At 41.8% G+C, this 13,809-nt stretch carries 9 protein-coding genes and 1 pseudogene; 2 read left to right on the forward strand and 8 right to left on the reverse strand.

Annotated features, from left to right (window positions below):
• The first annotated feature begins 89 nt into the window (after positions 1-89).
• Positions 90-382 (forward strand): annotated as a pseudogene (locus NIES1031_RS26405) (ATP-binding protein).
• On the opposite strand, the gene rsmH reads toward NIES1031_RS26405, so the two are convergent.
• The 6 genes from rsmH to NIES1031_RS17305 all read right to left on the reverse strand — a co-directional run bounded on the left by rsmH (position 379) and on the right by NIES1031_RS17305 (position 9,173).
• Positions 379-1,275, reverse strand: a complete 897-nt coding sequence (gene rsmH, locus NIES1031_RS17280) for a 16S rRNA (cytosine(1402)-N(4))-methyltransferase RsmH (RefSeq protein WP_073550754.1) — start codon at positions 1,273-1,275, stop codon at positions 379-381. The pseudogene NIES1031_RS26405 and the gene rsmH overlap by 4 nt on opposite strands.
• Positions 1,276-1,474: 199 nt before the next feature.
• Positions 1,475-4,540: a hybrid sensor histidine kinase/response regulator gene (locus tag NIES1031_RS17285; protein WP_073550755.1), complete on the reverse strand. Its 3,066-nt coding sequence runs from the start codon at positions 4,538-4,540 to the stop codon at positions 1,475-1,477.
• A gap of 210 nt (positions 4,541-4,750) precedes the next feature.
• Positions 4,751-5,572 carry an Hpt domain-containing protein gene (locus tag NIES1031_RS25070; RefSeq protein WP_073550756.1) on the reverse strand — a complete coding sequence of 274 codons (822 nt, stop codon included), beginning with the start codon at positions 5,570-5,572 and terminating at the stop codon, positions 4,751-4,753.
• 82 nt (positions 5,573-5,654) lie between these two features.
• The gene (locus NIES1031_RS17295) at positions 5,655-8,237 is read right to left on the reverse strand and encodes a methyl-accepting chemotaxis protein (protein ID WP_073550757.1); all 2,583 of its coding nucleotides are present in this window, start codon (positions 8,235-8,237) and stop codon (positions 5,655-5,657) included.
• A gap of 24 nt (positions 8,238-8,261) precedes the next feature.
• Complete coding sequence (locus tag NIES1031_RS17300) at positions 8,262-8,798, reverse strand: chemotaxis protein CheW (RefSeq protein WP_073550758.1); 537 nt, start codon at positions 8,796-8,798, stop codon at positions 8,262-8,264.
• A 9-nt stretch (positions 8,799-8,807) separates the two neighbouring features.
• On the reverse strand, positions 8,808-9,173 hold the full coding sequence (locus NIES1031_RS17305; protein WP_015187576.1) for a response regulator transcription factor: 366 nt from the start codon (positions 9,171-9,173) through the stop codon (positions 8,808-8,810).
• Between the two features lie 587 nt (positions 9,174-9,760).
• Between NIES1031_RS17305 and hmpF the strand changes: the two genes are divergently transcribed.
• Positions 9,761-11,491: a pilus motility taxis protein HmpF gene (hmpF, locus tag NIES1031_RS17310; RefSeq protein ID WP_073550759.1), complete on the forward strand. Its 1,731-nt coding sequence runs from the start codon at positions 9,761-9,763 to the stop codon at positions 11,489-11,491.
• An 88-nt stretch (positions 11,492-11,579) separates the two neighbouring features.
• Here hmpF and tilS read toward each other — a convergent pair whose 3' ends face one another.
• Positions 11,580-12,584, reverse strand: coding sequence for a tRNA lysidine(34) synthetase TilS (tilS, locus tag NIES1031_RS17315; protein ID WP_073550760.1), 1,005 nt, complete (start codon positions 12,582-12,584; stop codon positions 11,580-11,582).
• Positions 12,585-12,635: 51 nt separating this feature from the next.
• Positions 12,636-13,682 (reverse strand): c-type cytochrome biogenesis protein CcsB, encoded by a 1,047-nt coding sequence (ccsB, locus tag NIES1031_RS17320; RefSeq protein ID WP_073550761.1) that lies wholly within the window; start codon positions 13,680-13,682, stop codon positions 12,636-12,638.
• Positions 13,683-13,809: the final 127 nt, after the last annotated feature.

The following is a 13,809-nucleotide window of genomic DNA, read 5'->3' on the forward strand; positions in this document are numbered from 1 at the left end:
CAAACTGCACCGAGATGAGCAATTGACTCTTTTTTGATTCTGATACCCCGTCCGCTTGCGGCGGGGTAGTTCATTAACTGTCAAACGCGATTAAATTTACAAACGCTGGTAGTATTCGAGTTTCTGTTTGCGAACCTTCTAGCGAACAAGTTGCGATCGCAGTTCACGACACCGAAATTGGAATTGCAGCAGACGATCTCAAAGATATTTTTACAGAGATTCGCCAAGTCAATCAAACGCTCGTCAACACGGCGGTACAGGTTTAGGACTCGCAATCACCGGTAGCTTAGTCCAAATGATGCGCGGGTCGATTAGTGTTACAAGTGAGTTAGGTCAAGGCTCGACCTTCTGTATTAAAATTCCTCGACGAGTCTCGTTTTAATGAGAAGCAGTATTTCTTTGTGCAATTCGCAACTTTGCCGAACGCGCACGGGGATTAGTCGCTAACTCGTCTTCTTGAGGTGTAATCGGTTTCTTTGTCAGGACTTGTAATTGAGGCGCAGCGCGTAAAGTATGTTTAACGATTCGGTCTTCTAAACTATGAAAGCTAATAATCGCAATTCTACCTTGTGGTAATAACCAATGCGGGGCGCGGTGTAAGAAAGTTTCTAATATGGTTAACTCATCATTGACAACAATCCGCAAAGCTTGAAAAACACGCGTAGCTGGATGAATTCTACCGTAACGATATTGACGAGGTACCCATGATGCGATCGCTTCAGCTAATTGTGTTGTTGTCTGAAACGGACGCTGTTCAACAATTCGGCGCGCAATTCTGCGTGATAGTCGTTCTTCGCCATATTTAAAGAAGATATCTGCAAGTTGCGCCTCCTCCCAATGATTAATGATTTCAGCCGCAGTGAGCGATCGCTGCTGATTCATCCGCATATCTAAAGGTGCTTCATGGCGAAAACTAAAACCGCGTTCGGGTGCATCAAAGTGATGCGAACTCACACCCAAATCGGCAATAATGCCATCAAATTGCATTTGCGGTTGATATTCAGCAAAATTCCCATGCCAAAATTCAACCTGCTCTTTATAAGGTGCAAGTGTTGCTTGCGCAGCAGCAATCGCCTCTAAGTCTTGGTCAATTGCTGTCACGCGCACACCTGGAGCGGATGCTAAAATCAAGCGACTATGACCACCACCACCCACCGTGGCATCAAGATAATGTCCGCTAGGACGCACGACTAACTCTGCGAGTAACTCCTGACTTAAAACAGGTACATGAACAAACGCAGGTTGGGTATCAATTTCGCTTGGGGATGTGGTCATTGGTTAGTTGTCGTTAAAAACCCTTTTTCTACTGTATTCAATTCCTCGCTAGTATTGACAAATATAATCGGAGCTTAGCGGTTGAAACCGCAGCAACACAAACAAACCCTGTCTTCACAGGTTTCTATAATATTGATTGATGCGTGAGTCCACGTAGGTGGACGTTGTAATTCGAGCCGCGAATTGATTTGCCAGACAACTAGCTAACCACCAACATCTCGCCTTGAAGCATTCGCGCAGCACCATCCAGCAGAACTTCTTCTAAATATGGCTTGGTAAAATAACCACTCGCACCGAGTTGAATTGCCATTTGGCGATGTCTTTCTGCACCTCGCGAGGTCAGCATTGCAATTGGAATATCACTGAAGTTAGGCTCTTGTTGCAAGCGTGATAGCAGTTCCAATCCGTCCATTCTGGGCATTTCGATATCGCAGAAGATGAGATCGCAGGGTAAACCATCGCGTAGTTTGTCCCAAGCTTCTTGACCATCGCGCGCTTGTTCGACACGATAGCCAGCTTTGTTAAATGTGAGTGAGAGCAACTCGCGGACTGTAATTGAGTCATCAACAATCAATACCGTCGGCTCAGTCTTGACGGGTTCTGTCACTATTGGCTTGCTAGGAGTTGCATTTGTAGTCCATAGCGCTTCGTTGTTTCTGTGTTGAATGCGTCCCAGCGATAAATCAATTAATTCCAACACGTCAGCAATTGGCATAACGTGACCATCGCCAAGAATCGTTGCGCCTGCAATACCAATTGGTTTTGAGATCGGCGCTTCAAATTGCTTAATTACAATTTCTTGTTCGCCTAAAACTTGATCTACTTGCAGTGCGGTAAAAGTTCCCGCCGATCGCAAGATAATGACCGAAACTAAATCCTCTTCACGGTTAGTGCCATAAACATTACCGCGACCTAAAACGCGATTGTAATGTAATAGCTCTTTCAATGGTCGCAATGGCAATACTAAATCCCGCCACACAACACAAGGTTGACCCTCTTCCGATTTGAGTAAAGCAGACGCTGGTATATCTAGCATATCTTCAACTCCATCCATCGGAAACGCGATCCGCGCTTTATCGCTTAAGCAGCACAGTGCTTTACAAATACTTAAAGTCAGTGGTAGGCGAATTGTAAATGTTGTTCCTTGACCTAGGGTAGAATCAGTGTTGATGATGCCCCGAATTTCTATAAGGCTGGTACGCACAACATCCATACCTACACCTCGACCAGCAAATTCATCAACATTGTCTTTGGTACTAAAACCAGGGTGAAACAGCAAGTCGTAAACATCTACACGGGACATTGTGCGTGCTTCGGCTACTGTAATTAACCCTTTTTGAATTGCTTTGGTCAACACGCGGTCAGGATCGATACCCGCACCATCATCAGAGACTGAAATCACTGTTTGGTTTCCTTGATGGAAAGCGCGGATTGTAATTGTTCCTGTTGGTGATTTACCTTGCGCAATACGTTCTTCAGGAGTTTCAATACCGTGTGTAATTGAATTGTTGACCAAATGCGTCATTGGGTCGTAGAGTTGCTCAAGTATCACCTTATCGATTAAGGTGTCGCGACCCTCGATTTTGAGATCAGCTTGTTTGCCGTATTTGAGCGTAATATCTTTTACTGCACGCGGCAAGCGATCAGCAATTTGCGAAAATGGAATCATTCGCGATCGCGTAATTCCTTCTTGCAGTTGAGTTGTCACCTGGCGAAATTGACGCGCGACTTGTTCGGTTTCATCCGTAACAAACTCAATATCCGACGCTGATTCGCGCACGCGGACAATCATTTCGATCATCTCTTGAGATAATGTATGAAAGCCGGTGAACCGATCCATTTCCAAAGCGTCAAAATCCATCCCAGTGGCGTGACGTTCGGGAGTTTTGTCCGCATCAACCGATTCTGAACGCGAGTGCGAACGACTGCTTAGTAAAGAAGCTTCCAGCAGTGATCGTTCGTACAACTCCTGCATTCTGATTCCTAGTTCGTTGAGTTGTTGCACGCGATGTAAGAGATTTTCGGTAAACTGACGCAATCGCTGTTGGTCTTGTTCTAAACTATTGCGGTTAACAACAAGTTCTCCGACTAAGTTACCGATTCCATCTAATTGCTTAACTGAAACCCGCATCGTCTGCTCAAAGGCTGTGCGGGCTACAGAAGGAGATGTTTTCGTTATGGATTCGGATGTAGGTTCTTCGCACTTTTGATTTTGTGGTTCGTCTTCGAGGAGGCTTTCAAGTTCAGCAAACTCGTTTTCTGCTGCGATCGCTTTTGTTTCTAACAGCGCATCCAGTTCGGCAAAATCTTCTGTAGTTTCTACTTCGATTGTATCAGTCGCCAGTAATGCTGCTAATTCGTCAAACTCATCGTTAACATCGACAGTTTGTTCAATCGGCTCTGATCCTCTATCTAACGTATCTTCTACATTAACTTCATTATCTACTACGTTTTCTTCTGTTAAGAGTAATTCTAAATCTGTAAAATCTACTTCTGAAAATGACTGAATAACTGTTTCTTTTTCAAGTTGTACGCCACTAAAATTAGTAGCCTGTTGGTTTGTGCCATCAGAGAAATTACTTACTACATTTGTACTAACTTCTAGTTCAGAGATTGTTAGTAATTCAATATCTTCTATCGTTTTAATCTCTAAATTTGGTTCAATCGAATTTTTAATAACATTATTCAATTCGTTACTACCATACAGGTTATTTTGTAAATCACTATGTTCGTCAAACCAAAAGTCTACTACATCAAATTTTTCTTGGTTTTGTATAGTTGTGGTCTTCTGCTCATTTAAAGAAGATACTTGATGAACTTCTTCTGAAATAAAGTCATTTTGAGGAGTATCTAAATTGTTTGTTTTTACTGTATCTTCTAGAGTCGAAAATAAGCTATAAAACTCAAGATTTACATCATCTGATTCAATTAGATTTTCCTCATTCTTATCATCAAACAAAGTATTAAAATTAAACTCATCATCAGATGTAACAGATAGTTTAAGTTCTACTTCACCATCTACGTTAACAAAATTAGATTCTAATGTTTGAAAACTGGGAGATAAGTCGAGTTTTGCTAACTCCTCTGGTGTGTCTAATGTTAACCATTGGCTAATATCGCCTTCAGACTCTATTTCAAACAAACTATTAAGCCCATTCTCAATATCTACATTCGTTTGTTTGGCGTTCTCTGGTAAAGCTTCAATATCCTGTTCAGCAGGTTCTTTGTTAAACGCTGAAATGTGCTGTTCTGACTCTGGCAGCATAGTATTTTTACAATTAAAGCTAGTTGAAATAAGTATATATTTTTAATAGTAGTTAGTGAGGAATTTACTTTCCTCACTAATATCTGCTTGTATCTTTGTATCTATGAGTTTTCTAATTCTAAGAACATATAAACTTGAGGTTTTACTTACTCAATATCGATGTTCTAAAAGAATCAATATTCATAGTTAAACAACTTAGCTATAATGTTGCTAATTGTGTATATTCTTAGCAGAAAGTGCTTGTAGTTGTTGGGTTGTGGAAACTTCGGAACTGCGACCTGCTAAAACTAATTCTTGGGATTGCTTGAGGTCTTTAATAATAACAGGGGCAAGGATACGATAGTTATTATCTTGATTCGCGATCGCTTCTGATGCAGTTTCGCACACTTTAGACCAGCTAGGTAGTTTAAGCTGAGTACCTAGTTGTGATAGCTGCTGACAACATTCCTGTAGTTGTTGGCGGCTTTGCGGAGTTTCGGGTTGCTTGAATAGCTGTAACATCTCGCGCAGCTTTTGCATAACTTGATTTTGAAAAACGGGTAGCAGATCATTTCTAATTGATTCATGGGTTGGTAAATCAGTTGAACGGCGATCGCTACTTTTAGCTTTTTGTACAAGTAATTCTAAATGATCATTTAGCTCAGTAAATATAGGCTCGGTTTTTGCCATTAAATCATCAACAACTTGCTCTGGAAGTGATAGGTATGTTTCTAGATTATTAATTAATTCTTGTAAAGTATCAAATACTTTCAGAAGTAATGTTTCTAATTTTTGGTCAACTTGAACTGTTGCGTTTTCTTTGAGAACTTTGAAATAGTCTTCTAAACGATGCGATGTTTGCTGGATGCTATCAAAACCTAGCATTGCAGCACCACCTTTTACTGAATGCGCCGCCCGAAAAACGGCGTTGATCATTTCCGCATCTGTAAGTGTATCTTGAAGATTTACCAACCCTTGCTCGATTGTATTTAGGTGGTCGTTAGCTTCATCAATAAAGTAGCCTAAAATTCGCTGTTCTTGCTCTTGTACCATAGGAATTCTAATGTATAATTTAAACAAAAATAGACTTACATTGTTAAGTTGCCAGTTTAACTAAGCTACTCACTATTTAGCTTTAGTTTGATTCTGTTGTTTCTACACGGAACCGTTCAACTGAGTTCAGTAAATCGCCTGCGACTTTCACAAGATTTTTCAAAGATCCAGAAACACGCTGCGCTTCTTGCGAATTAGCTTGAGCGGTTAATTCTACAGATTGCATAACCGAAGCTACAGCAACCGAAGTATCGGTTTGCGCGACGGTTTCTGCTGTAATTGAGCCAACAAGTGTATCAATGCGATTAGAAACTTGCACAATGTCTTCGAGCGATCGTTTAGCTTGTTCCGCTAGGTGCGTTCCTTGAATAACTTGTTGCGTACCTTCTTCCATCGCCGTCATCACAGAACCTGTTTCGCTCTGAATTTGCTTAACGATTTGTTCAATTTCGCGTAATGCTTTAGCAACACGGTCTGCAAGTTGGCGAACTTCATCAGCTACAATTGCAAAACCGCGTCCAGCTTCGCCCGCCCGTGCCGCCTCGATACTAGCATTAAGTGCTAACAAGTTGGTTCGTGAGGCGATTTGCGAGATTAAGGCAACGATTTTGGAAATCTCCTGCGATGATTCAGCAAGGCGCTTAACTTTACGTGTCGTTTCTGCAACCGTTTGGCGAATTTCTGAAATACCTGCAACCGTTCTTTCTACCGCTTCTCCTCCTTTCAATGCAGTTGTTGAAGCCGAACGCGCCACCAACTCTGCCTCGCGCGCACTTTCTGCAACGCGTTGAATTCCTTCAGTCATCACCTGTACCGAATTGAGCGTCACCGCGAGTTCTTCGGCTTGGCGCAACGCTTCTGAAGATAAGCTTTGTGCGAATGTTTCGCTATCTGTAGCACTCTTACTCACCTGCTTCGCGGCAATCTTCACTTGTTGCACAATTTCACGCAGGCTTTGAATTGTCAAGTTGAACGAGTCAGCAACCGCACCCATCACATCAGCGCTGACCTCCGCACGCACTGTTAAATCTCCACGTGCTGCACCTTCAACATCATCAAGTAAGCGCATAACCTGGCGCTGCAAATTTTCTTTCTCTTCCTCCTGTTGTCGCGCTTTGTGCTGCGCTTCACTTGTCGTTGCTTGAATGACGTGCGCCATTTCGTTGAATTTAGCAACGAGTTGACCTAATTCGTCTTGCGCAGCAGGTTGTGGAGTGAAAGTACCTTCTCTAAGAGCATCAAACTGTAGATAGAGATCTGCGGTTGTGCGTTTGATTTGTTTGGTTGTGATTTGTCCCAAAAACCGAGTCGTCGCAAAACCCGCAATTCCCGCTGCTGCTGCTAGCATCCAACCAGTGTTTCTTACGGCAGATCTATTCGGCACAGGAGTGAGAAACGAGCTACTTAAGCTGAGTGTAGCAACTACAACTGCTGAGACAATGCCGACGCTACTTGCTGTTAACCATTGTTTTTTCTCTAAAGAGGCGTTTTCAAAATGCTTACGCCACCCTTGAGCATGATTGCTAGGTGGGACTGAAGCATTATCTGTGTGAGGGAGAACAGATTCATTCGCAGTTGGCATAGCTGCGACTTCACTTGCCAAATCGCCTAAAATGACATCTCCTTCATTGGTGTTTTGCGGTGCAACCTCAGTTGCTGAATGCTCAAATTCAGGAACACTACCCAAATCGTCAAAGGCATCGAATTCAGCAATAGAAAATTCCTGTATTGATGTACTCGCTGCATGACCTACTGTCGGATGCTCGTCTTGTACAAAGTTGTTGACAGGAATTTTTGACCCAAAGGTATCTTCAATTGTTGGATCTTCAGCAGAAGGTGATTCGACTTCTTCTACTTGCAACTTTGTTGGAGACAACAGCAGTGTCTGGTCTTCAACTTCTTCTACTTGCTGCTGCTGTGAGGCTGGATAACCAAAAGTATCTTCAATTTCAGAGGTTTCTGTGGCTACTGACTTAGAAAAATCCACCTTTGAGTGTTCCGTTGCTGCGGTAGTTGCAAAGAAATCTGAGTTGCTTGGTAAATCCTCATCTTGTAGTTTTGTTCTACCAATTGACGACGGGACTTTGGCTTGAGCCAAAGCAAAAGGATCGACAAACGCCTCGATTGACGTTGCTTCCTGCGCGCGATCGCCTGATGAAGAACTAAAAGCGTCTGGAAACGGCGACTCAACTTCTGAAAGCGATGGTGTGTTGTAGTCAAAATGCTCAAAATCACAGCTGCTAGAATCGAATTCCTCAAAGGCAGCAAGTTCGTTATCTTCAGGTTGCTGGTGGTTAAATGGTGTTTCAGCGTTGTTAGCAACATCCATCAACAGATAAGTGTCTTCAAACTCTTTTTCAGAATTTGTATAGTGACTTGCTTGCTGTGCGCTTTCGTATTGACCAATCGATTCGAGCGCCTCGTTTGCGCAATCAATCAAATCTGTATCTTCTGTAAGCTCAATAACGGTGCGATACTCTGCTTGTGCCTGGGCATATTGTTGATGTATGCAGTAAATATGTCCCCGCAATAGATGACTATTTGGATCGTCAGGAAACTCTTGAAGTAATCGTTCCAAAATTGCGACTGCTGCTTCGTAGTTGCCTTGAATATAGGCTTTTTGTGCCTCTTGGTATTCCTGATCTTGATTGATACTTAATGTCATTTGCCGTCTCCGCTTGCCTTAATTTCATACTGCTGCCCATCGATTACTCCGGATAATTGCTTTTTGGTCGAGCAGTCGAAGACACTGATGGGTGCGATCGCTTAATAACCACTCACCGCGCAAATATGGAGTGGTATTATCTGTTGTCTTTGGTTGCTGAATTGCCTCAACATCTAGCCACTCCATACCTACAATTTGTTCTACAGCTAACCCTATAATTGTTTCTTGATCTTCTACGGCAATAATCGGAATTTCTGCTCGATCTGTGTTAACCGCAGACGTTTCACCTAAAAATTGCCCTAAATCAGCTACCCAAATGACTCGCCCGCGTAAATTTAATGTCCCTAGCAGTAAAGGAGAAGTGTTAGGAATTGGTGTAATGCGATCGGGTGGTGCAGAAATGACTTCTCTAATCGCCATGGCGCTGAAAGCTAATTCTTGACCAGATGCTAAGTAAAATCGTAAATGTAGTTCTCCCTCTGGTCTTTCTAATTCTTGCAGCTGATTTGCAACTTGCTCTTGGCTAGGACTTGTTGTTAATAATTCTAAATTACCGCTCATTAGGTTGATTTATCCTTGCAGCAGTTGTTTCACTGTTCCTAAAAATTCATTTGATTGAAAAGGTTTAACAATATATGCATCTGCACCTTGTTTCATTCCCCAATGACGATCAAATTCTTCTCCTTTTGTCGAACACATAATTACTCGTACATTTTGAGTTTTTGGATCTGTTTTTAACTTACGGCAAAGCTCATAACCATTCATCCGCGGCATGACAACATCAAGTACAACAATTGATGGACAAGATACTTGAATCTGCTCTAAGGCTTCAACTCCATCATGGGCTACGGTAACTTGTAAACCACTTTTTTGTAGGAGTTGTATGATAATTTCCCTTTGCGTGGGACTATCTTCCACAACTAAAACTGTTGCCATAATTATTAACTTATCTCCTAGATAAAATTTGCTAGCTCAAGAACTAGCCTCTTTAAAATGATTTTCAAAATAAAGTTTGATGAGATGTTAATATTCTCTTTACATATATGCTAGAAAAAACATTAGCTGAGTATTTTATATTTGATTTGATAAACTAGCTTGAATTTACTTAACTACAAGACTAAATTAACGCTAACTTGGTAAACGACCAAGCGAAAATTTACTGATTACTTTATTACAAATAGCCTAGCAAGTTTGCTGTCTTCAGTAAATACACGGTAGTAGCTGGTAATAAATTGTGATAATGCTATTAAATATAGTCTGATTAAGTGTACGAGCTATTAAATGTTTTATGTTAACAGAAGAAATAATACATTTTGGTCAACTAATAATTTATAACAAATATTTCAAATGAAACCGATGTTCAACTTAGTTAATAAATCTTTTTTTGGATACTTAGTTATACCTAAAAAATTGAATATATATATTTTCAGATTCTAAAATACTCACAATCAAAGCTTAATTTAAACAACTTTAAATCATTTGCGATACTTCAGTAATTAAGGTAATTTAAGAGGGCGGTCAGAGTGCTGTATTTAGCAGAAGTTCAGAAGCAAAAAAGTGGGTTTATGGGTGCTGGAAAGGCTGAAATTAAATTACTAGCCTTTCAGCGAGGCGATCAAAGTTGGAATCCTGTACCAGGCGAAGAAGTTATTCCTGCGGAGGAAGCTAGTAATTTTGCGACAGGAGCTTTAGTATTAGCTGATTTAAACGCAAATCGACAAGTGCAACGCTTGCAAGAAGCAGGGCGTCCTTTGGTCAATATTTTACAAAGCTTCTCTCGCGTAATTGAAAAATTTAAGCGTCAGGAAGAAGAAATTGAGCATTGGAAGCAGTCTTTGACTTACCAAAGTCAGGAAATGAATCGCCGCAACATGGAAATGGAAGCGCGCTTAGAGCAACTTCAGCAAATGGAAGCTGAATTTAAACAACTAGAAGCGCGACATCAAGAACTTAAATTTGGGCAAGAAAAAGCAGAAATGCTGCGCCAGGAAATTGAATCTAGCCGTCAAGATTTAGCAAAAGGCTGGGAACAGCTACAAAATGAACGGCATTGTTGGGAAGAATCTCAACATTTAGGAATAGATAAATTTCAGGTACGTCAAATACAGGAATTAGTGGAGCATTTGTCTTGTAGTGTACCAACCACATCAGTACAAGAAGAACTTACACTTTTGTTAGCAAATCTTGCTACTGGACAACATACTTTAACTCAGCACTGGCAACAAATAGAACAACAGCAAAGTTATGCTCAAGAGCAACAACAAGAGTTTGAAAGTATCGCCCAAACATGGCAAGAAAGCTTTACTGAGTGGCAACAAGCCCAAAGCTTATTAGAACAATCTTTATCTGAGTTAAAGGTAAAAACTACTATTTTAAACTATAAACAAGAGTACGCGCAAACACTGAAATGGCAGTTACAAAAACATGAGGAGTTATATCGAGAAGTATCTCGCATTGCAGAATCTGTTACGCAAGTTGATGTTAGCGAGAAGGTCAAAATAACAGATTTAGAACAAATGCCAATTGAGCAGTTACAGCAGATTGTACAAGACTTGCAGGAGGATTTAGCTAAGAATTCTCAGTTTGTTAACGATCAAGAAGAAGAACTTAAGTTGCAAAAGCAAGCTGTGGATCAATTGCAAACACAACTAAGTCAAAGCGACTCAAGTGCGCGATCGCAAATAGAGGCTGAATTAGCTGAAGAGTACGATCGCTACCAAATGTTGAATGAAACTTTAGTCGGGCAACGGCAAAATTTGCGCGAGCGTAAAGCAATTTTACAACAGCATCTGCACGTTCTCTGGCATCGGCAAGGTTGTCACAATTTCACGACGATTAGTGATGAGCCAAGCGTAGATTTACAGCCAGTACTAGCACAAATCGAAGTATTTAAGCAGCAAAAAGCTGAGGAACTGCAAAAGCTAGAACAAGAGCTTTCTCAAATAGAATCGAGCATTGTCTCTTTACAGAGCTTAGTTGATTCGCAGACCGAGATGCAAGCGCTCAAACAGCAACAATGGCAAACTTTAGAACAGCAACTACACTCGCTACAGGCAAGCATCGCAGAAACTTCGGGCAGAATCAAGTTATCGCAAGAAGTATTGCAACCACTTCAAGACAACTGGAATAGCCTACAACAGCAACTAGAAGCGATCAGCGCGGCATTCAATAACAGTAGCGAACAGCAAACAATCGCGCAGATCCACCAAGTTCTGCAAAACCTTGTTCCAAGTATTGAAACGGCAGTGCCTTAAACGAGAAAGAAGTTATATCATCTATAGTCGAATAACCTGACTATCCGTGATATTGCGTATGAGTTAGTAGTTACTTTTTCGTTAATTTTTATTTTTCTTCTACCCTGCTGCTGTAAATCCAAAGACAGTTTTGTTTAATTTGTGCGATCGCGCCTCCAGGTAACGGATCCGTTTGCGAACAATTCGGGGCTGTTATCAAGGTAATAATTTTTTCAATTTGCGCAAAGCTAGGCGCAGTTTGCAGGGTTTGTTGCAATACTCGCCGAATGACGCGACGTTGCAAAGCTAAAGGTGCGTTCCGGAGAATCAAGCAATCGAGCTTAACCGTTGCATCATCGTTTGTGATTGTTGCATTTTGCTGGAGTTGAGCAGCGGCTGATTCTAGGTATTCTACTTCTGCATGGAAAATTTCTGCGGTCTGAGCTAAAGTTTGCTCTACTTTGGGATTAAATTGATGCAAATATGGTATCAGTTCTTGGCGAATTCGATTTCGCGCATATTTGAGGTCTTGGTTAGTAGAATCTTCCCAAACCTGCAATTGCATATCTTGACAGAATTGTGCTGTTTCCTCTCGCGTGACTTCTAACAGAGGACGTACCAAGCCAATCTCCGGCGTAAGTGCGCGATACCAAGTGAGAGATTGTAATCCATCCGCACCACTTCCGCGAATTAAATTATACAGCAGTGTTTCGGCGCGATCGCTGGCTGTATGACCGGTAACAATGTATTTATATTGGTGTTTTTGTGCGATCGCACTCAAGACTTGATAGCGCCATTGTCTGGCTGCGGCTTCGCTACGTAATACGCGATCAGTAGTTTCGCTATAGAATGGTGTATTCCATGCTTGTGCTAGTTGAGCTACGTAAGTAGCATTTGCTGCGGCGTCGCTACGCCATTGATGATTACAGTGCGCAATGCCTAAATGCCATTGCCATTTAGATTGTAAATCGAGAAGGAGTTTAATTAAGCACAGCGAATCTTGTCCGCCTGAAACAGCAACAAGGATGCGTTGATCGCGTGGCAAAAGACAACGCGATCGCAAGGTTCGATGCACTTTGGCGTGTAGTAGACTCCAGTCTGAGCATTCAGCCATTAACTGTCGCAGAGGTCAGAGAGACGCTTATTGTTATCGACAAGAGCCATTTTAGAAAAACCAACCGTAGGAATGGAGTCCTTTACCCAAAAGATTTACACCCAGATAGCAAACCCAAACGACAACAAAACCAGTTGCTGCTAGAATTGCTGGGCGGCGTCCTTGCCAACCACGAGTAATCCGTGCATGAAGATAAGCTGCAAACACAAGCCACGTAATCAGCGCCCAAGTTTCTTTCGGGTCCCAACTCCAATAAGAACCCCAAGCTTCGTTTGCCCAAACTGCACCCGCAATGATACCGATTGTAAGTAGTGGAAATCCTAAACCAATTATACGGTAGCTAATATTATCGAGCGTGTCTGCTAAGCTGAGGCGCTGAGGTGAGAGAGGTTCGGAAGGAAGTGTAGCTTTCGGGGTTTGAATTGTTGTCACTGCCTCAATCACTGCGGTACTGCTACCATTACTTTGAAATGTCGCAACGCCGTTATCTGAATTAACTTCCTCGGTTGGCTTAACTAACTCACCCGCTTTGTGCAAACTATAGCCATTGTTGCGATAACCACCAGTTCCTACTGAACTACCTTGAAGGACAACTTTTTGACCGCGAGTGACGACAAGAAACGCGATCGCCAAAAGCGAACCCACCATCAGGGCTGCATAACTCAACATCATCACGCTCACGTGCATCATCAGCCAATTTGACTTTAGTGCTGGGACTAAAGGCGCAGCAGATTGCATATCATTAGGTAATGTCAATGCCGCAAAAGCCGTAATCCCCATCGCAACGGGTGCGGTTACAACTCCTACCAAGCGACTGCGAGTATTATTTTCGGCAATCAGATGGACGGTTGTAATTCCCCAAGTTAGAAAAAACAAAGATTCATATAAATTACTAATGGGGAAGTATCCTGCTTCTAACCATCTTGCGCCTAATAAAGTAGCAATAGACAAGTTAGCGATCGCCATTCCTGCGGTTCCTAACGCTGGAAGATAGCTGATGTTTGGAAATGCTGCTCCGATCCAGTAGATCAACATTGTCACAAAGAGAATCGCAAACGAAGCATTGTCTAATAAGTTCTGTAGTAAAACGAGATTCATAATAGTTTTTTTTGTGTTCTGTCAATCTTTCTTTTATAGAGTCTTACATGGTGGTAAGGACGCCTAGCGAATTTATTCGCGGCTTTGTAGATCTTGTCCACCTGCGTGGGCTAACGAAAATACAAAG

Source organism: Chroogloeocystis siderophila 5.2 s.c.1 (genome assembly GCF_001904655.1).
Taxonomy (GTDB): domain Bacteria; phylum Cyanobacteriota; class Cyanobacteriia; order Cyanobacteriales; family Chroococcidiopsidaceae; genus Chroogloeocystis; species Chroogloeocystis siderophila.